Source organism: Bacteroidota bacterium (assembly GCA_016718825.1).
Taxonomy (GTDB): domain Bacteria; phylum Bacteroidota; class Bacteroidia; order J057; family JADKCL01; genus JADKCL01.
On the sequence record JADKCL010000021.1, the window covers coordinates 1 to 20,224 of the forward strand.

The window sequence follows — 20,224 nt, forward strand, 5'->3', positions numbered from 1 at the left end:
TTTTCAATATCCACTTTCAACTCTCCACCACAGCACAATAAGTGTCAAAACTTTTCACTAATAACTTTTCACTTTTCACTTCCCCCGCGGTGCGGCGGCCGGAGGCAGGGGGCCATTCCAGGTGAGGCATGGGCTGAAGGATGCGATGAAACACTTTTTGTTGAGCGTCAGGCGAAGGCCGGAGATGTTTTTATCGGCGACCGTGAAGCTGAGGTCGCAAGTATTGAGCCACTTTTGGTCGCAAGGTTTGTCGACGACGACGCCTTGATTGTTGTAAAAGGCGGCATCACGGACCCTTTCCTTTTCTTCCAGGACCATGCAATAGGTGCCCGGCGCGAGTTCGACGTTGAATGTGCCGTTGGCATCGGTGCGGGTGCGGGTGGCCATGGCCGTGCCGAGTGCGTTCATTTTTCCGGAGCGAATGAGGAAACCTTGGTTGGCGAAGGGTTTGGGTCGGCGGGCTTCTTCTTCCATTTCCTTCGAAGGTGCTGCGCCGCCGCAGTAGGAACCTGCAACGAGGATGTTGCCGGTGACTTTGAACATTTTGGTGTTGGCGAGATTGGGGTCGCGCACGCGGCCACCACCTGTGTTGCCGGCGTCAGTTGCTGTGTTGTTACCATTGTCGACCTTGGGCGTAGGCGTCGTGCCCGTATTGCCGGCATCGGAACCTTCACCGTTGTCGGCAACGGCGGTGGTACTATCGACGGGCTGCGGCGCAGGCGTGGAATCCGCCGCAGCAAGCGACGAGTCGGCGGGAACGGTGGTGCCGCCATCCGTGGTGGCCGGAGGCGTGCAAGCGGTGAGTGTTACCGCCGTCAGGAAAAACAACAATGCTTTTTTCATGGATTCTTGGATAATGAAGGCAATTTAGAAAAAAGGGCGGCATTTTGTGGCCGAATTCCTTGAGGGTAAGTTAGGGATGGGTTTTGACAGGGTGTGTCAAAATCGTAGATCAAAATCAACGGAATTCGAAGGGATACAACCACACAACACCCAATTCTGACCTTTCAACCTTGCATTCTTGGAACATTCGATTCTGAACCTGAACTTCAAAATTCGTTCTCGAAATCTTGGACCCCACATGAAAAAATTGCTGTTTTTACTTCTTTTTGGGCTTGTAACATGCACTTTGAATGCCCAACAAGCCCCGCATGATGGCTGCGCATCCGATCAGATGCTGCAACGCCTTCTCGCCAATGATCCCAAGGCCGCGGCCTTTCAGGCTGCATTTGATCAGCAATTGGCCGACATTGCCATGATCCGTGGCAATCAGCGCACATCCGGCATTACCACCGTGCGTACCATTCCCGTTGTCGTGCACATCATTCACAACGGCGGACCGGAAAATCTGAGCAATACCGTCATTCAGCAGGGCATCCAAGACATGAACGACGCCTTTGCCAATGTCGGCATTTACGATCCGCTTACGGGTGTGAATACCGACATTCAGTTTTGTCTCGCATCGCAAGATCCTTCGGGCGCAGGCACCACGGGCATCGTGCGTGTGCAATCGCCCCTCACCAACGTCATCATGGAAACCCAAGACCTCAGCCTTAAAGCCTTGAGCCGCTGGGATCCGACAAAATACCTCAATATCTGGCTCGTCGCCGAAATCAGTTCGCAGTCCATGGGTAGCGGCGTCGCAGGCTACGCCTATTTTCCGAGTTCGCATGGCCAACCCGAAGACGGCATCGTCAACGAAGCCCGTTGGTTTGGCAGCAATCCCCACAACAGCAAAATCCACGTGCATGAGGCCGGGCATTACCTTGGCCTTTACCATACTTTCCAAGGCGGATGTACCAACAACAACTGCTTGACCGACGGTGACCACGTCTGCGATACCCCGCCGGACAACAGCACGGCTGCGACGATTTGTACGAATGCGATGAATACCTGCGCCACGGATGACGATGACTTGAGCAACAACAATCCCTTTCGGCCCGTGGTCAATGGCGGCTTGGGCGATCAACCCGACATGATCATGAACTACATGGATTATGGTTTCCAATCCTGCCAATCTGCATTTACCCAAGGCCAATCCGACCGGATGAATGCAGCATTGAGCGGTACGCGGGCAAGTTTGCTCAGCAGCCTCGGTTGCCTTTCGCCATGTCCCAATCCCATCAACTGTACATTTACGCCGAATGCCACCAACGTTACTGCTGGAACCTTGGTCACATTCACCAACAATACCACCGGCGCCACGACTTATGATTGGACACGGAATGGGGTCTCCTTTTCGACGAATGCCAATCCGACCTGGATTCCAAATGCAGCCGGAACCTTTGTGATCATGCTGACCGCAGGCAATGGCGACCCGAGCTGCACAAGGACATTTTCCGTGACAATCACCGTGACATGCTCCGAAAACGCCTCCTTCACGGCTTCCGTCACAAGCGTTCCTGTCGGTGGCACGGTCAACTTCACCAATACGAGTACGGGCGGCAGTACCAATTTTCAGTGGTTGCTGGACGGCGTTCCGATGGCGACCACGACCCAATTTTCGCATACTTTCCCAACCGTGGGCGGCTACAATGTTTCGCTGGTTCAGATCGGGACGAATTGCTCGGATACTTCTTTGAGTCAATACATTACGGTCGGGAATTGTCAGCCTAAATATGCCAATCGCTGGTACTTCGGGCACCGTGGCGGTATCGACTTCAGTACGGGTCAGCCGGTTGCGGTGTATGACGGCAATCCAACGATGAATGCAGCCGAAGCAATTTGTTCGATTTCCGATGCACAAGGCAACCTGCAATTTTACTGCGACGGCCAAAATGTGTACAATAAGCTGCACCAAGTGATGGTCAACGGCACGAATATGATGGGTGGCTATTCTTGCACGCAGGGCGCCATGGCCATTCCGAAGCCAGGCAGCACCACGATTTATTATCTCTTTACCCAGGCGCATTTCGGCGGATCACAAAATGACGGGGACGGATTGTATGTTTCCGAAATCGACATGACCTTGGACAACGGCAATGGCGCGGTGACCATCAAAACCGATACTTTGCAGCGGATTGCGACCGAAAAATTGACCGCTGTGAACCACTGCAATGGCCGCGATGTTTGGGTCATCAACCACGAATATGGCACTGATGCCTTCAATGCATTTCTTGTAACGCCCAACGGCATTCAGCCTGCTGTCGTCTCCAATATCGGTTGGGTGCATGCCGGCGGATTTAACAATACGACTTCCTTGGGTGCCATGAAGGCTTCGCCGGATGGGAAAAAGTTGGCAGTTGCGATTTACCATCCGTCCTACGCCAAACTCGAATTGTTTGATTTTAACAATGCAACGGGTGTGGTGAGCAATCCCTATACCATCGTTTCACCGAATTTGCCGGAGCCTTATTCTGTCGAATTTTCACCGGATGGCAGCCGCCTTTATGTGGACATTGACGGGGATCGCCAACAGGTGCCGGCATCGCTTTGGCAACTGGACATGACTGCGGGTTCGTATGCGGCCATTGAGGCTTCCCTCACCAAAGTCAGTGGCAATTATGTCTCCTTTGGTACGTTGCAATTGGCACCCGACGGCAAAATCTACATGGGCCGCTACGAAACCGCCATCAACGAATATTACCTTGCCCGCATCGAAAACCCCAATGCCCTCGGATTGGCCTGCAACTTCAATTACAACGGCTTCTATTTCGGGCAGAACAATCAGCATTGGAGCAGCATCGGCCTCCCGCTGTTTAATTCCAGCTTTTTCACGACCACCACACCTGAAGTGGAGGGTCCTGATACCGTCTGTGCCAATTCGCAGGGGATTGTATTCCGTCGCCCAGCGAATGCCTGCAGTGGTGGCGGCACGGTGAGCTACCAAGTTTCGGGCGATGCCCAAGTGATCAGCTTTACCGATACGACTGCAACCTTGTCTTTTGGTGCTCCGGGGAATGTGATTTTGACCATCGTCGAATCGGCACCTTGCGGTGCGGGTTCGGGTGATTGGCATATTACGGTCATGCCGAGTGATACCACCGTTTACCTCGGGCCGGATGTAAGCCTCTGCACAGGCGCAACAGCCACATTGACAGCGCTTTCCGGCTTTACGAGTTATTTGTGGAATACCGGCGCGACGACGCCTTCTATTTCGGTCAATACCCCCGGCACCTATTGGTGCGAAGTCACCGGCGGCAGTCAATGCCGTCCACGTGACTCGGTCGTCGTGAGCCAAAGCAATATTGCGCTCAACGTCAATTTAGGACCCGACCAAACGGTCTGTTCGGGGCAAGTGGCAACCTTGGATGCCGGACCGGGTTTTGCCAGTTATCTCTGGCAGGATGGTTCGACCAATCAGACATTTACCGCTTGGTTTGCTGGCAACTACAGCGTCACCGTGACGGGCAGCCAATGCAACGGCAGCGCCACGGACCAAGCGCAAATTTTGCACAGTCAAATTGCACAGATCAATCTTGGGAATGATACCGCCTTGTGTAGTCCGAGCATTCTGCTGAATCCAGGCACCTTCACCGGCAATGCACTCTGGCAGGACGGTTCGACAGGAAACACCTTCACGGTCACCCAACCCGGCACCTATTGGTTGCAAGTGAGCAACAACCTCGGCTGCGCGAGCGGCGACACCATCGAAGTGACGAGTTGCGTCGCAACGCAAGACCCACTCGCCGGCCTCAATGTCCAAATTTGGCCCAATCCAGCGACGGAAAATCTGCACATCCGCGTGGAAGCCATGCAACGTCCTCGCAGCTTGCAACTCAGCCTTTGGGACATGACCGGCCGCGAATTACTGACGATTGCACCAACTTGGACGGGCGACCATTTGGAGGCAGTATTTGACGTGACCGCCATCGCGAAAGGCATGTACTTCTTGCGCATGGAAACGGAAAAAGGCCTAACGGCTTGGAAGGTAGAAATAGACTAAAAATTGATTCCGCGTTGCCAACCCTATCACAGTTTGGTGTATGGGTTGGCAACGCTAATTGGGCAACTTCACCGCGTTGCCAACCCTATGACCGGTTGGTGTGTGGGTTGGCAACGCTAATTTCAGCATGCGCTTGTACATTGTAACTGAGGCAGCACTAGGTAGTCAAATCCCTCCATTCCCCAATAAAAATTGCTTCTGAACCCAATATCTTGCATTATCGCGGAGCTTAATCCACGTTCAGCATGAAAACGTTTCTTTTGATTGCCCTTACGTTGTTGACCTTGAGTGTCTATTCGCAGGCCGACAGCACCAAAAAGCATTTGAATTGCTATGTCTCGGGCTCATTTTCCACCTCGGTCAACGACAATTTTAAGCAGGGCTCCTACGCCGGTCTCGAATTGGGAGTTTGCCTCAAAAACCTGATGTTTGGCGTGGCCTCCGGTCGCGGCAATCTGGACTTCAGTACGACCGGGATTCAAGACTATTGGTTCGAAGTCAAGGCTTATGCCTGCTTGCCGATCGGCGCAGTCAAAGGCTTCGCAGTAGCGGGATGGGGACAATACTACGGCACCAACCACAGCTTCATCGAATATGGCGTCGGCGCGGCCTACAGCGTCAAACAATGGGATTTTTCCCTGACAGTGAGCAACTGGGACCGCGTGGTGTACTTGAGTCCGGGAGTGACGTTTAATTTTGCGTTGTGAGGTGGGTGTCTGGGGAAGGGGAGGCAGCGATTCCAGCATGTGGAGCTTTCCTTGCACTTGATGGAGGAGCAAGATGCGACCTGCGCAGTCGTTTCACAGCAAATGCAGGACAAGGTCGATCTGCTTGATTTTAAAATCAAGAAGCTACAGACGACCAAAGAGATGATGTTGCGTGGATTGAACAATTGTGACACATGTTGCATGGAGGTTGAGGGAGATTCCAATTGCGCCGTGCTCACCACGGATCGTTGATTTTGAGGTTTGTGCAGATACCCCCCCACATAAGGATTTTCAACATTTAACAAATGCGGAAGTGAATGAATTCTTGTGTGACGTTTACTTTTGCGTTCCAATTAGCAATGATAAGATTAATCAAGCACCTTGATCTCCTCAACTTGTAGGATTTCCCTTGTAGAATTGTTGATCACGTAAACAACCACATGGCATTTTTCAGGACGCCAAGCGGGGTCAAGGGTAATTGAAAATTGATGCTCAATTTTCTCCCCTATGAAAATGGTGTTGCCCTTGACAGGAATTCCCCAAGTTCCCGGAGTAATCGACGTCCTGAGAACGTGGTTTTGGACATACGCGTCAACTTCTTGTGCGGGAATCGAAAAATCATATTGTTTTGAAATCAGGCTATCTTCAGTAATTACCGCCACGATGCGGTGGTTGGCATCTCCTGCAGTAAAATACTCCAAATTTGCCTGAATATCGAGCTTGCGAGTTCCGTTGTCGTAATTTTTTGCAAGGCCGATACCCAATTGGGGGGCTTCAGACAAAACTGCGCTGACCAAGGTGCCCCAATTTGCGTAGCGTGTCAGCGGACTCCCATTCCAATCGCGCCGATTGACGATGCCGACAGGAAGACCAGCGTTGGAGGCTTCATAATACAGCGCCAATTCGTCGCCCATAGGTGTCCTGAAATCTATCGGGAAACCTAGTACCGGAACTGGAGTCGCAAATCCGGTTGAATGCACTGCGATGATGACCAAGTTTTCACCATAGGTTTCCTTTAGCAAAGCAGCTTGGCGATGTGCATTGGGGCAGTTGCCGCACATTTGTCCAGTAAAATCTTCGATCAAAACCTTGTTTTCTGTCCCAGTGAAGCCGTTTGGATCAACTTTCGGGCCTTCGATCACATCACAGGCAGATCCAAAAAGTGCAATGACTAAAAAGCAAATTGCGCTGACCTTGTTGAACATATTTTGCAATCTTTGATAGACGAAATTTAGCACCATTTCTAGAAAAGATACAATGCAAGTGTCGGCAACAAGCGAAAATATCAAAACGTTGTAACATCTTCGAAACCGTATCAGGGCAAGGCTTGCAAGGATTACCACGAGGGTCAGGCGGCAATCGACAGCACTGGCAACAACGGCGATGCTGTAGTCCGCGATTGGCAATGCGACGACTCCGCTCAATATCATTGGCCTTCCCTGATTCGGTTCACATTGCTGTTCATTTTATGCCGCACGATCTTCTGGAACATCCACCGTTTGAATGATCCCAACTTCTGTTGGTGATTTGCATAGAAGTCATCCGGAGCGTCAAACAAACCAAAATCTTGGTTGATGCCCTTGTCCTGGATGAAGGTATGGCTGAGGTTCCATTCAATGTCCGGGCTTTGGAACTTGTCGGTGAAGACACCGAAGCCGCAAAAGGTGGTCTTGCAATCGCTATTTTTTCGTTGCAGTGCATTGAGATAGGGCTTGTCCAAAATCACGCCTTCCAGATAATACCAGTTCTCTTCGACAAAAACCTCGACCCAACTGTGCAGAATGTTTCGAGGAGACAGCCAATACCATATCCCGGAAATGGCACCCTTTTGCAAGGCTTTGTCAATCGTAAAGCCGTGGATGCGGCAAGGTACGCCCACAGACCTTAGCAGTGCCATCAGCAGGGTGGCCTTGGTATTGCATTGCCCGTAGCCGTCTTCCAAGACTTGCGAAGCGGCAATGTCATCGCCCGTATTATAGCCGAACCGAATTTCGTCGCGTACGAAGTTGTAAACAGCTTTTACGCGACTCACGATGGGCATGGCTATCCAATTTCTTTGATGGACGACAGATTGGATGCTGGGATGCGAGAAATTGAGAATAGCGGTCTCCTTTAAGTAATTTACCATGATGAACTAAATTGGTATGACGATCAAAAACGCTCAAAGCAAGTTATTGTTCATGACCAAATCGCATCAACCCCAAGCTGCTCACGATCACTACGAGGGTCACGCCAACATCGGCAGCAATGGCAAAAACGAGGTTGCTGTATCCCGCGACTGCCAATGCGACAAACACCACTTTGACAAGAATGGCGCTGACGGTATTAATTTTGATCCGTTTCAGGGTCGCCCTGCCGAGGCGTACTAGGAAAGGAATCAGCGAGAGGTTGTCGTTCATCAAAGCGATGTTTGCGGTTTCGATAGCCGTATCGCTGCCTGCAGCACCCATGGCAATTCCCAATGATGCGAGTGCCAACGCTGGCGCATCGTTGATGCCATCGCCCACCATGCCCACGCTGCCAAATTGCCCCAACAACCCACGAATGCTTTCGGCCTTGTCCTCTGGCAACTGCCCACCCTTCGCAATTTCGATGCCCACGATCGCGGCCACATAATTGGCAGATTTCTGGCTATCGCCTGTGAGCATGACGGGCTCTATGCCGAGTTCCTTGAGCTTCACGATGGCTTCCGCGCTATCGGGCTTGATCTCATCCATCAAGGCGATGATCCCTGCAACGCCCTCTCCAAAGCTCACAGCCACACAAGTTTTTCCTTGTCCCGAGAGTTCATGGACTATCTTTTGTGCTTCTTCGCTTGCGGGTTGCAATTCCTCGATGTAGGAAAGTTTACCAAGGAAAACCGTCTCGTCTTCACAAACGAGACATTTTGCAGTGGCTCCTTTGCCCATCACACTTTTAAAGTCCTTTGCCTTGTGTGGTTCAAATCCTTCTTTCCTGGAATGATCCACGATAGCCTGTGCCAATGGATGCTCGGAAAACATTTCCGCGCCAGCGGTACAAGCCAATAATTCTTCCAGACTCGTGCCATTGAGGGGGATCACGTCTGAGACAATTGGATTGCCGTAAGTGATGGTACGTGTCTTGTCGAGTGCCACAGCCTTGATCCTTGCCAATGCCTCGATGTATTTTCCGCCCTTGACCAAGGCTCCTTTGGCGGAGGCGTTTCCGATTGCGGCATAGATTGCAACGGGCGTGGAGATGACCAGGGCACAGGGACAAGCAATCACCAACAGCGTGATCGCCTGTTGCAGCCAATGGTTCACGTCCAATCCAAGTACCAAGACAGGAATCAAAAACACCAATACCGCCAATGCGATCATGGCAGGAGTATAGTACTTGGAGAACTTCTGGATGAATTTTTGGGTATCAGACTTGTTGGCCTGTGCCTCAAAGGTGAGCCTGACGATCTTAGAGAAGGTGGTATCTGCCGATGTTTTGGTAGTTTCTAGCTCAATGAAGCCGTTTTTGTTGAGGGTACCCGCAAACACGATGTCGCCCGTGCGCTTGTCCTTGGCGATAGGTTCACCTGTGATCGCCGCCTCATCCACGGTGGTGTCGCCTGCGACAATTTTGCCATCCATCGGGATCATCTCGCCTGGCTTCACTTGCAAAATTGTGCCGATTGCAATCTTGTCAATGGCAACGGATTCGCCTGTTGATTTCAGAACTGCCGTCTTGGGAGCTTTTTTCACCAATTCGTCCAAGGCCGACTTGCTGTTTTCAATGCCGATGTCCTCCAAGCGTTCGCCCAAAACATACAGCACCACGACCACAGCCGCCTCGGGATATTCTCCCAAATAGAAAGCCCCGACCACAGCGATGGTCATGAGCAGGTTGATGCTGCTGAACTGAAGCTTCACCAATGCTTTAAGGCCATTCCAGAGCACCCCATAGCCGATGCCAAGGATAAACGCGGCAAAAACGAAAGGCGCAAATGGCATCGGAATGTGAATGCCGATAATGGAGAGTATTTCCAAGGTCACCACGATCACGATCGCAGTGAGTAGGAAGATGAATTTCTTGTCTTTGATCGGGAATTTCATACTAAATGCTTTGGGATAGGATTAAATGTATTCAATGCATGATACCAATACCATACGGGTCCACCGACACCTCGGCCTGGAAGTCAGGCACAAGCTCAAGGGTGTTGAGGTCGATTGCAGTCACGTTTCCATTACGACCTCCGCATATTGACGAATGGTGTGGTGCCGGGCCTAAAAAGCTGACGTTGCGATTGGAAATATAAGCGCGGTTGTTGGCATCATCGACAGCAATCCCGTGCGATTGATAGCCCGCATAGAGTTTCTTGACAAAAGTATTCGTTTGATAGTTGATGATCGCTATGGAGCCAACCTGATCGGGGTTGGAGCCGACATCTTCCATGCAACTCACGAATAGGTAGGGATGGGTGAGCGAAAATGCCATTTCCTGGGGGAAAATGCCAACTGGAATGGCGGCAATCACGCTGTCGTTTGCTGCCGAAACGACGCGGACTTCATTGGTGCTTTGGCAGGTCACGAAATATTTTGTGCCATCAGGTGAAAATGCGATTTCGTGCGGCCTCAGCTCCTGTGAGGCAGGAAACGATTGCACGAGGTCGATTTCATCAAAGCCCGAGAGATTTGCAACATCGAGCTTGTACAATCCACTTTGCGTCTGTTTCACTATATACAATGTATCGTTGTTGGGATTCAATGCTGAGCCATGCGGGTTTGTGAAGCCAAAAATCGTTTGGGCAGTTGCGTTTGGGAGGTCAACGATTGCAATGGTCCCTCCAGAAAAGTCGATGACATAAGCCGATTTCCCGTCGGAGGAAAGCGAAAATGTATTCCAGTTTCCCGAACCGATGTTAACCTCACTGACAAGTGCATTTTCTGCCACTGAATATGTCTGGAAATAATGGCCCGTAAGAAACACCGTGTGCCAAAACTGGTTGTCTTCCGAAACCTTGAGCATGTGGGGGGATTCGATGGCGGCAGAATTCCCGACATTCACGCAACGCATGGCAAGCATCGAGGCAGCATCAAAGACCGTTACGACGTCGCAACCCTGGTTGGCGACGTAAAACTTTTTTCGCGCTGGATTGTCCGAGAATTTCACGAAACCGTTTTTGTCCGGAGCTCCTTGATCGATCCAATCTCTAAGCGTGAGTACTTCAGACCTGCTCAATGCGGGCCTTCCGATAGGCATCGTAGGCAAAAGCGTGAGGCCCAACGTTGAATCGGTGTTGACATAGTAAAACAAGGTACTGAAATCGGATCTGAAAGGAATGACCACCGCACCACCTCGGCTACCTTCGAAGAGGTGGTCCCAAGTCTCAAGCGCAAGGCCCGCCGCAGCGCCCTTGCTTTTGTCGTTGTGACAGCCACTGATTGAGCATTTGGCGGTGATGATGGCATCCACTTCTTTGGGATACCCTGACTCTTTAAATACAACTTCTTCCTTGTTCCATGTGCAAGCATGGGTCAATACAAGTATGGTCGCAAGGCAAAGGAATTTGGTGAAATTTCTTGACTGTCTTATCATTTCCATTTCCAGTGATTTGGGCGGGCTGGGGAGATACCCCAGCCCGTCCCTTAGATTACTAAATTGTTTATTCGGTCACGGGAATGTCCACGTTGACCTCCCCGATGGTTTCCTCGGTGGAATAAGGAATTCCGCCGGTCACGATCGCTTGGATGGCTGGGTCATAAGCGATTTCGTAGATGAAATAGTTGCCACAGTTGAGGTTTGGCAACTCGATATGATTTTCAGTCGAGTCACCTTTGATGACCAAATCATAACTATTGGAATCGGTGCCTGGGAATTCCTGAGCATCAAACTTAACATAAGCCCACAATGGCTTGGTATCCGCCCCATGGTGCCTGGGAAAAGCCACGATGGTGAGCGTGCCATCGTCGCCTGCCTTGCACTTCTTGCAAGCGGAGTAGGTGATCGCAACCGTCACGAGTAGGAAAAACAGCAATGTCTTTTTCATACAAAAATGGTATTAGTGTTTTACAAAAACAGCAATAAGATAAGGCTTTTCTCAATGCTCATGCCCACCACCGCCTTCGCTTTTGAGCAGGTGGCTTTGGATGTAATAGGCACCTTTCAGAACAAGCTTGGCGCCTGGCTCGAGATGCTGCACAGGAGTGACTTGGACGAATCCAAGCTGTGCGGTTCCAGTCTTGACCTCGATACGTTGAAAGTGGAAGGAGGTACCGTGTGTGTCCTTGTGTTCACCGCTTTCGGCGTGGTCATTGCCTTCCTCCTCGTGTGCTTCCTCCTCGCCTTCAGCGTGGTCATGGCCTTCCTCCTCGTGTGCTTCCTTCTCCCCTTCAGCATGGTCATGGACTTCCTCCTGTTTTTCACCGTCTTGATGCGCATGGCCTTCTTCACCGTGTTCCTTACCACTTTCCTCTCCATGACCCTCCTCCAAGACAAAGATGAACTCCCTGCCATCGGCTTTGATTACGGCATCCACTGGCAGGGTATTGACAGGCTGACTGCCGATGTCGATCAGCGCGTTTACGTACATGCCCGGGATGAGCAATTGCTTGTCATTTTGGATGTCGGCATGAACCGCCACGGACTTGGTCTCGTTTTCAAACGCCTTCCCTACGCTGAAGATTTCACCCATGATCTCGGTATTGTCTTGGTTGGTGAGGACGAAACGGACTTTTTGGCCAGGTTTGACCTTTTGCAAGTCCTTTTCATAGACGAGCAAATCCACGTGCATCTGGCTATTGTCCACGATGCTAAAGAGCGGTTTCCCCGGCTCGACATTGCTCCCGATCTTGATATAAACCTCTGTGATAAAGCCGGAAATGGGTGCGACGACTTGCACTGCCCCGCCGCCGATGCGCGTGGTGTCGAGTCGCAACATCCCCAATTGCCGCTGAAGGGATTGGTAACGTGCGGTTTCAATCTCATAGTCGGCCCTTGTGCGCTCAAAGGTTTTGCGTGCGCTCACGTTTTCCTCGCTCAAGGTTTTTTGCCGTTGGAATTCGGATGAGAGATATTGGAGGCTGCTTTTTGAGGTAAGGAATGCTTCCTGCAGCTTGGTGAACTCAGGGCTTTCGATCGTGGCAAGTGTCTGGCCTGCGCTGACCTGCTGCCCCTCGATCACCTTGATAGTTTTTACCACCCCGCCGTTCATCACAGAAACATCCGCCTGGTTTTGCGGTGGCAGCTTGGTATAGCCGTTGGCGTTGATCACTTCGCTCAGATTTTTGGACTCAAATGTCCCTAAGACGATGCCCGAGGCGGTAAATTGCGCCATATTGAGTTCTACCTCCTTGATGGCACCTTCTTCTTCCTCATGATGCTCCTCTTCTTGTGGTAAAACCATGCTTGCTCCGTTTGCTTTGGGGCTGCGCAGCAAGAGATACAATCCGAGCGCGACTGCTGCCGCGACAAGAATCCCTATGATGATGATGGCTATTTTCTTTTTCATTGTGATGCGATCTTATTGGTTTAACAAATACTGCAAGTTGATTGCAGCCTGGTTGTAGTCATGGATGGTTTGGAGATAGTCGGTCTGGATTCCCAAGGCCGTTTCCAATCCTTGGAGATATTCCATGTAGGAAACGTCTCCATTTTGGTAGGCCTTGGTCGCATTTGCCGCAATCACTTCTGCATTGGGGAGTGCGGACGTCTTGTGGTATTTGAGGCGGGCCTTCAAAGCGGTGATCTGTTGGAGCTGCTGCTGGAATTCGCTGGCGAGCTGTGCCTGGATGTAGTCGGCATTCTTTTGCTCTGCCTTCATTTCGATGGCAGCCGATTGGGCCTTGGCCTTGTAGCTCCCTGCAAAGACGGGGATGGCAACGCTTGCGGTGAATCCTTGGAAGCGCGGAATACCGTTGTAGAAGACGGGTTGCCCATTCACATCTTGGTTGCCCGTCAAAGATTGGATGAAATACCCTACCGTGAAGTCTGGCAAGATGGCCGCCTTCTCCACCTTCAGGTTGGCCTCGGCCACCTGCACATGCTGCATCGCCTGCAACAAGGCCGGATTTTGGGACAGCGTAGTGCTATCCGTCATTGCGGGTACGATCAACGGAATAAATTCGGATGGTTGAATGTCAAACTCCGTCTTGCTTCCCATCAATGCTTTCAATCGGGCTTTTTCCATCTGCACAGTCGTGGTGTTTTGGCGGATGTCTTGCAGCAGTTTTTGCTGCTTGGCGACGGCGGTAGTCTTTTCCAACAAATTGGTTTCACCCGCTTCAAACTTGATGGTTGCCGCACGTACAAAACCCTGGAGCAGACTGTCTTGTCGCAACAACAATTGATCGATGGCCATCCTGAATTGAATGATGTTCCATGCCTGCCGAATGCCCAAAATGATCTCCTGCCGTGTCATGCGGGCCTCTAGCGCGCTTGCCTTGACTTGTGCCTCGACTAGTTGCCGATTGGGCCCGTATTGGAAGGGGCTGAACGATTGGGAGATGGAATAATTTTGGTCAAAAGCCCGTGTATTGTATTGCCCAAGCGTCGTATTCAGGTTGGTCTTGGGCAAGTTCAAAGCCGCGCCACGCAAGGCTTCTTGCGCTTCGACCCCCAACAATGCAGCTTGCATCTGTTGGTTGTTTTTCAGGCCTAGGTCGATAGCCGATTGCAGGTCGAGGTTGGGTGGATTTTGCGCATTCAAGGCGGAGGCAAGAAGCAGCATCCCTGCCGACGAACTGACAATCCTGAACAGCTTTTTCAATCCTTTCATGCCTTGTTCCGAGTAAAAGTAGAGGATTGGCAAGACGATGAGTGTGAGGAAGGTGGCTGTGATCAGACCTCCGATCACGACCGTGGCAAGCGGCTTCTGCACTTCCGCCCCTGCTCCGTGGCTGATGGCCATTGGAAGAAATCCAAGCGAGGCAACTGCAGCGGTCATCACTACGGGGCGCAAGCGCACCTTGGTGCCTTCCTGGATTCTGTTCTCAATGCTTTCCATTCCCTCCTCCTTCAATTGGTTGAAATACCCGATGAGCACGATGCCATTGAGGACAGCCACGCCAAACAGGGCGATAAAGCCCACCCCAGCAGAAATGCTGAAGGGCATGTCGCGAAGCCAAAGCGCAAAAACACCCCCAATTGCCGAGAAGGGGATAGCCGTGAAAATGAGCAAGGATTGCTTGACGGATCGGAAGGTAAAGAATAGCAGAATGAAAATCAGCAAGAGGGCAACTGGAACTGCAATGGAAAGCCGCTTGTTGGCCTCCACAAGGTTCTCAAACTGCCCGCCGTAGGTGATGTAATAACCTGCGGGCAGCTTCAAGCTTTGATCGAGTTTGGCCTGGATTTCGTCCACCACAGTCTTTACATCCCTGCCGCGGACATTGAAGCCAACCACGATCCTGCGCTTGCCGTCTTCGCGGCTGATCTGCATCGGTCCGGGCTCGTAATCAATGTCGGCCACCTGCTCCAAGGGGATCTGGTTGCCAGAGGGGAGCGGCACAAACAGGGTCTTTAGGTTGCCGATGTCTTGGCGATCGGCTTCTGCAAGTCGTACCACGAGGTCAAACCGCTTTTCACCTTCGTACACCACGCCAGCAGCCTCACCGGCAAACCCTACTCGTATCACGCGGTTGAGGTCGCCCACGTTGAGGCCATAGAGGGCAAGCTTGTCTTTGTTGTAACGCACAGTGATCTGCGGAAGGCCTGCCACGCGCTCGGCCTTTGCGTCGGCAACGCCCTTGATCCCTTGGATCAGTTGCAAGACTTGGTCGCCCTTGCTCACGAGCATATCCAAGTCCTCACCATAAATCTTGATGGCCACATCGCTGCGAACCCCGGTCATCAACTCGTTGAAACGCATTTGGATGGGTTGGGAAAATTCTGTCATCGCCCCGGGGATTTCCTCCAATGCCTCTTCCATTTTCTCCATCAATTCCTCCTTGGAGTCTGCCGAGGTCCATTCCTCTTTGTCCTTGAGGATGATGATCATGTCTGCGGCCTCGATGGGCATGGGATCGGTAGGAATCTCTGCCGAGCCAATTTTGGAAACGATCATTTTGATCTCGGGGAACCGCGACTTCAGGATCTGCTCCGCCTTGGTTGTAGCTTCGATTTCCTGCGAGAGGGAGCTGCCCGAAGCGATGATGAGGTGCGTTGCCATATCACCTTCGTCCAACGTGGGAATGAATTCACCGCCTAGGGTATTGAATAGCAGTACCGCGGCAGTGAGCAGGGAAACGGCAAGTGAGACAACGATCACCTTTATCTTGAGTGCACCCCGCAACACAGGCGCATAGATCCTCTGTAAGATAGCCATGATGCGGTCGCTGATGTTGAGCTTGTGGCCGGTCTTCTTTTTCAGGACCAGTGCGCTCATCATTGGCACGTAGGTGAGGGAAAGTATAAAGGCTCCCAAGATTGCAAAGGCAACTGTTTTGGCCATCGGCCCAAACATTTTGCCTTCTATGCCCACCAATGCCAAAATCGGCAGGTACACAATGAGGATGATAATTTCCCCGAATGCCGCACTGCTCCTGATTTTGGACGCTGCGCCAAACACTTCGTCGTCCATCTCATTTGCGGTAAGCTTTCCTCCTTTGCCGCCATGCAGCCGGTGAATGATTGCCTCGACGATGATCACTGCCCCATCCACGATGAGCCCAAAATCGATGGCGCCTAGACTCATGAGGTTGCCACTGACGCCAAAAAGATTCATCATTGTCACTGCAAACAGCAAGGAGAGTGGAATCACAGATGCCACCACCAAACCAGCGCGTAGGTTTCCTAGCAGCAAAACCAAGATAAAAATCACGATCAATGCACCTTCGAGGAGGTTCTTGGCGACAGTCCCGATTGCCTTGTCCACGAGCTTGGTCCTGTCCATGAATGGTTCAATGGCTACGCCTTCGGGGAGCGATTTCTTGATCTGCTCCATTTTGGCCTTCACGCGACCGACCACCTCTGCGCTATTGCCTCCCTTGAGCATCATCACCATGCCACTCACTTCCTCTCCTTTTCCATCCATGGTGACTGCCCCGTACCGGATGCTGCTTCCTATCCTTACGTCCGCCACGTCCCTGATGAGAATAGGAATGCCATTTTGATTCTTCACGACGATCTTCTTGATGTCGTTGGTATCACTCACCATGCCGATGCCCCTGATGAAGTAGGCATAAGGCTTTTTGTCGATGTAGGCGCCACCAGTATTTTCATTGTTGCGTTCCAAAGCGTCAAAAATCTCAGCGATCGTGGTGTTCATGGCCTTGAGCTTGTCAGGCTGCACGGAAACCTCGTATTGCTTGAGGCTCCCTCCGAGGGTGTTTACCTCAGCCACACCTGGCGTGCCGATGAGCTGCGGCTTGATGATCCAATCCTGGATCGTGCGCAACTCGGTTGCATCAAACTTGTCTTCGTAGCCTTCCTTGGGAAATACCACATATTGATAGATTTCGCCAAGCCCAGTGCTCAGCGGGGCCATTTCTGGGCTTCCCAGCCTTTGGGGGATGACGCTCTCGGCCTCTTTAAGCCTTTCCGAGATTTGGGCACGCGCCCAATAGGGGTCCACCGACTCCTCAAAAACCACGGTGACTACGCTTAGCCCAAATCGGCTGATGGAACGTAACTCGATGATCCCTGGGATGGGCTTCACCGATAGTTCAATCGGATAGGTAATGAATTGCTCGACCTCCTGAGTAGCCAATGTAGGTGAGGAGGTAATGATCTGGACTTGGTTGTTGGTAATATCTGGCAGGGCATCGATGGGCAACCTGGACAGGGAATAAACACCCACGGCTACCAGTGCCAGCGTGAACAAGCCGACAATGAACTTGTTCTTGATGCTCAAGTAAATGATCTTGTCTAACATTTGGAATTCATGCTAATCGTAAAAGGGATGCAAATTGGCAATTGCCTCAATGCATGACTTTCCCAATGCATTTGCATTGGAATATGCCATCGATCCGATGATACCGGACAATGGAAAACGATTAACTAATCTTGGGGGGTTGCCAGATCGCCAAATCCACTTCAAGGGAGAAGCCAGACTGGTAGATCGCAAGTGTTGGCGTCGAATGAAACTTTAGTTGGCTGATTGAATCCTTATTCGAGGCGGTTGAAACAAATTGTCCGCAACAGAGGCAAGTGCAGAAAGGTGAGCACATTTCTGATTCATGTGAATGATTGCCATGATCATCAATTGCAGCAATCGTAGTCTGAATGGGTTCATTGCATTCCTCTCCATCGCTGCATGGCATGACGCTCAACAGCATAAAGTAAATACAAAGCATGAATCTTACCCAATTCATCGTGTAAATATACGACAGATTTTTATCGAATGCTGTCTCTACTACTAAAAAATTACAAATTAAAGAGTTATTTAGCAAGCTTAGCAAAAATGAAGCAAATTCGTAATCCCAAAAAGGTGCACTTTCTTCACTGTTTATAAATTCGAAGCTATGAGGTACTCAATTGTAGTTGTTTTCCATTTGGTTATCTCGATGTCGTGCTTATTTGCCCAAACTGCTATCCCCCGCATGGATTCAGTCCGGGTCGTTGAAAACGCTACCCTACTTCGCAATCCAGATGCAGGTGGCTTCAATTTGCCAGAGTTTTCGAAAATTGACTTAGATTTGGATGGAATTCAAGACTTGTTTGTCTTTGACAGGTCGGGTCGCAAGAGGCTCACCTTCCTCAATCGTGGAACTGCTGGACAAATCGACTTCGACTTTGCCCCAGAATACATCGCCGCATTTCCTTCAGATAACGCGGATTTTGCCCTTTGCAGGGATTTCAACTGTGACGGCAAGGCAGACCTCTTTATTGGCACTTCAAACGGCATCAAAGTCTATGAAAATACGTCAACAGCATCTTTGAGCTTCCGACTATATGCCGATACCTTACTTACCGACTATGGTGCTGGACCAGCCTTTCTTTACATTTTACAGGGTGATTTGCCAGACATGGTGGATGTTGATGGTGACGGAGACCTAGACTTGCTATGCTTCAATGCCACAGGGTCCATGGTGGAATGGCATAAAAATATGATTCTGGAAAATACCGGGGGGTGCGATGGATTGGATTTAGTGGCAGCAGACCGTTGTTGGGGTAATTTTCTAGAAGACAACTTCAACCAAAGTCTAACGCTGGGGATCAATTGCCGCACTTCTTCCCAAAATGTACAGCCTGAGAAGCCGAATGCCCATGCAGGCAGTACTTTGGCCGCATTTGACGAAGAACCAGATGGCGATCTTGAGTTGGTCATCGGTGACTTGGTTTACGATGGACTTACCTATGTCCACAATTCCGGTACGCCCGTAGATGCCGTAGTGGATTCTTTTGATTCAATCTTTCCAGAATACGATGCCTCCGTTTCAATCCCTATCTTTGTTGCTGGATTTTTCTTGGATGTGGACAATGATGGCAAAAGAGACATGATTGTCGCCCCGAATGTTGCAATTGTCTCTGCAAACTATGACAATAGCTGGTTTTACAAGAACATCCATCAAGGCAACGGCGTACTGCTAGAGCGCATCACCAAAAATTTCCTGACGGCAGAAATGGTGGACGTTGGCATGTGCGCTTATCCTGTACTCTTTGATCACAACGCAGACGGGTTATTGGACCTTATTGTCGGGAACTATTCCCGCAAGCTCAATAATGCAAGTATTAGTTCTGGCCTTGCATTATATGAAAATACGGGAACATCCACATCTCCAGAGTTTACCCTCACCACCCGCAACTATGCAAACCTCGCCAATGCCTTCATCCCTGCCAACTTTGGGATGACACCTGCCTTTGGCGACCTGGATGGTGATGGTGACAAAGACCTCATTGTTGGAGATGCTGACGGCTATATTCACTTTGTCGAAAACACTGCCGGCCCTGGGCAGCTAGCCAGTTTTCCAAATGTAACTTCCCAATATTTCAGCATTGACATTGGCCAGTTTGCTACGCCAGCGATTGCAGATGTCGACAGGGATGGTGACCCTGATTTAATCGTGGGCGAATTGTCAGGCAATTTGAATTATTTTCAAAATACTGGTACCCCTCAAGCCCCAATATTCAGTAGCAGCCCAACCGATGCAGCCTGGGGTGCCGTGGACGTGGATCCCATCTGCTGCACTGGTTTCAGCGTGCCGTTCATCTTTGAAAATCCAGCGTCAGGCCGCTTGGACATGATAGTTGGATCTGAAACCGGGAATCTTTTTTATTACAATGACCTTGAAAGTGACTTGGGTGGCATTTTCACTGTTGATCAGACCAACTTTGGTGACATAGACGAAGGACAACGCACAGCAATCGTGGGGCAAGACCTGAATGGGAATGGTGTTTGGGATTGGATTGTGGGAAACGTGCGAGGTGGCCTTGGGTTTTTTGAAGGCAATGGCCTGATTACAAATGAAGCTGAAAGTGAATTGAACACTAAACTGGATTGGACAATTTATCCTAACCCGAGCACGGGAACCGTGACAGTAAAAACGAATTCCGATGCACGTGGTAGCCTATGCTTAACCATCTGTGACCTCCAAGGACGGGAAATTCTAATCCATGATCTAAGTTCCGCGAAGAAAGAGATAGAATTGGACCTGTCAAAATTCTTGCCAGGAATTTATTTCTTGCACATCGACATGAATGGCAGATTCAAGCGTGTAAAGCGGCTAGTGATTCTTCGTTAGTT

At 50.6% G+C, this 20,224-nt stretch carries 11 protein-coding genes and 1 pseudogene; 4 read left to right on the top strand and 8 right to left on the bottom strand.

Features of this window, described 5'->3' with window-relative positions:
- Positions 1 to 75: 75 nt before the first annotated feature.
- Positions 76 to 843 (bottom strand): hypothetical protein, encoded by a 768-nt coding sequence (locus IPN95_19720; protein ID MBK9451595.1) that lies wholly within the window; start codon positions 841 to 843, stop codon positions 76 to 78.
- Positions 844 to 1,081: 238 nt separating this feature from the next.
- Between IPN95_19720 and IPN95_19725 the strand changes: the two genes are divergently transcribed.
- The 3 genes from IPN95_19725 (at position 1,082) to IPN95_19735 (ending at position 5,844) form a co-directional block, all read left to right on the top strand.
- Positions 1,082 to 4,885 carry a T9SS type A sorting domain-containing protein gene (locus IPN95_19725; protein ID MBK9451596.1) on the top strand — a complete coding sequence of 1,268 codons (3,804 nt, stop codon included), beginning with the start codon at positions 1,082 to 1,084 and terminating at the stop codon, positions 4,883 to 4,885.
- A 245-nt stretch (positions 4,886 to 5,130) separates the two neighbouring features.
- Complete coding sequence (locus IPN95_19730) at positions 5,131 to 5,592, top strand: hypothetical protein (GenBank protein ID MBK9451597.1); 462 nt, start codon at positions 5,131 to 5,133, stop codon at positions 5,590 to 5,592.
- 39 nt (positions 5,593 to 5,631) lie between these two features.
- Entirely contained in the window at positions 5,632 to 5,844 is a 213-nt protein-coding gene (locus IPN95_19735; GenBank protein ID MBK9451598.1) for a hypothetical protein, read from the top strand.
- A 116-nt stretch (positions 5,845 to 5,960) separates the two neighbouring features.
- Here IPN95_19735 and IPN95_19740 read toward each other — a convergent pair whose 3' ends face one another.
- The 7 genes and pseudogenes from IPN95_19740 to IPN95_19770 all read right to left on the bottom strand — a co-directional run bounded on the left by IPN95_19740 (position 5,961) and on the right by IPN95_19770 (position 17,413).
- Complete coding sequence (locus IPN95_19740; protein ID MBK9451599.1) at positions 5,961 to 6,797, bottom strand: Omp28-related outer membrane protein; 837 nt, start codon at positions 6,795 to 6,797, stop codon at positions 5,961 to 5,963.
- Positions 6,798 to 7,018: 221 nt separating this feature from the next.
- On the bottom strand, positions 7,019 to 7,720 hold the full coding sequence (locus tag IPN95_19745; protein ID MBK9451600.1) for a transglutaminase family protein: 702 nt from the start codon (positions 7,718 to 7,720) through the stop codon (positions 7,019 to 7,021).
- 43 nt (positions 7,721 to 7,763) lie between these two features.
- Entirely contained in the window at positions 7,764 to 9,656 is a 1,893-nt protein-coding gene (locus tag IPN95_19750; protein MBK9451601.1) for a cation-translocating P-type ATPase, read from the bottom strand.
- 31 nt (positions 9,657 to 9,687) lie between these two features.
- Complete coding sequence (locus IPN95_19755) at positions 9,688 to 11,139, bottom strand: hypothetical protein (protein MBK9451602.1); 1,452 nt, start codon at positions 11,137 to 11,139, stop codon at positions 9,688 to 9,690.
- A 67-nt stretch (positions 11,140 to 11,206) separates the two neighbouring features.
- Positions 11,207 to 11,590, bottom strand: a complete 384-nt coding sequence (locus tag IPN95_19760) for a hypothetical protein (protein MBK9451603.1) — start codon at positions 11,588 to 11,590, stop codon at positions 11,207 to 11,209.
- Between the two features lie 393 nt (positions 11,591 to 11,983).
- A pseudogene (locus IPN95_19765) lies at positions 11,984 to 13,051 on the bottom strand (efflux RND transporter periplasmic adaptor subunit).
- A gap of 12 nt (positions 13,052 to 13,063) precedes the next feature.
- Entirely contained in the window at positions 13,064 to 17,413 is a 4,350-nt protein-coding gene (locus IPN95_19770) for a CusA/CzcA family heavy metal efflux RND transporter (protein ID MBK9451604.1), read from the bottom strand.
- 667 nt (positions 17,414 to 18,080) lie between these two features.
- Here IPN95_19770 and IPN95_19775 point away from each other — a divergent pair.
- Positions 18,081 to 20,222 (top strand): T9SS type A sorting domain-containing protein, encoded by a 2,142-nt coding sequence (locus tag IPN95_19775; protein ID MBK9451605.1) that lies wholly within the window; start codon positions 18,081 to 18,083, stop codon positions 20,220 to 20,222.
- Positions 20,223 to 20,224: the final 2 nt, after the last annotated feature.

Coding starts and splice junctions, on each gene's coding strand:
- IPN95_19745 (MBK9451600.1), bottom strand. CDS start 7,720: ATGGTAAATTACTTAAAGGAGACCGCTATTCTCAATTTCTCGCATCCC.
- IPN95_19775 (MBK9451605.1), top strand. CDS start 18,081: ATGGATTCAGTCCGGGTCGTTGAAAACGCTACCCTACTTCGCAATCCA.
- IPN95_19755 (MBK9451602.1), bottom strand. CDS start 11,139: ATGATAAGACAGTCAAGAAATTTCACCAAATTCCTTTGCCTTGCGACC.
- IPN95_19750 (MBK9451601.1), bottom strand. CDS start 9,656: ATGAAATTCCCGATCAAAGACAAGAAATTCATCTTCCTACTCACTGCG.
- IPN95_19730 (MBK9451597.1), top strand. CDS start 5,131: ATGAAAACGTTTCTTTTGATTGCCCTTACGTTGTTGACCTTGAGTGTC.
- IPN95_19770 (MBK9451604.1), bottom strand. CDS start 17,413: ATGTTAGACAAGATCATTTACTTGAGCATCAAGAACAAGTTCATTGTC.
- IPN95_19760 (MBK9451603.1), bottom strand. CDS start 11,590: ATGAAAAAGACATTGCTGTTTTTCCTACTCGTGACGGTTGCGATCACC.
- IPN95_19720 (MBK9451595.1), bottom strand. CDS start 843: ATGAAAAAAGCATTGTTGTTTTTCCTGACGGCGGTAACACTCACCGCT.
- IPN95_19725 (MBK9451596.1), top strand. CDS start 1,082: ATGAAAAAATTGCTGTTTTTACTTCTTTTTGGGCTTGTAACATGCACT.
- IPN95_19740 (MBK9451599.1), bottom strand. CDS start 6,797: ATGTTCAACAAGGTCAGCGCAATTTGCTTTTTAGTCATTGCACTTTTT.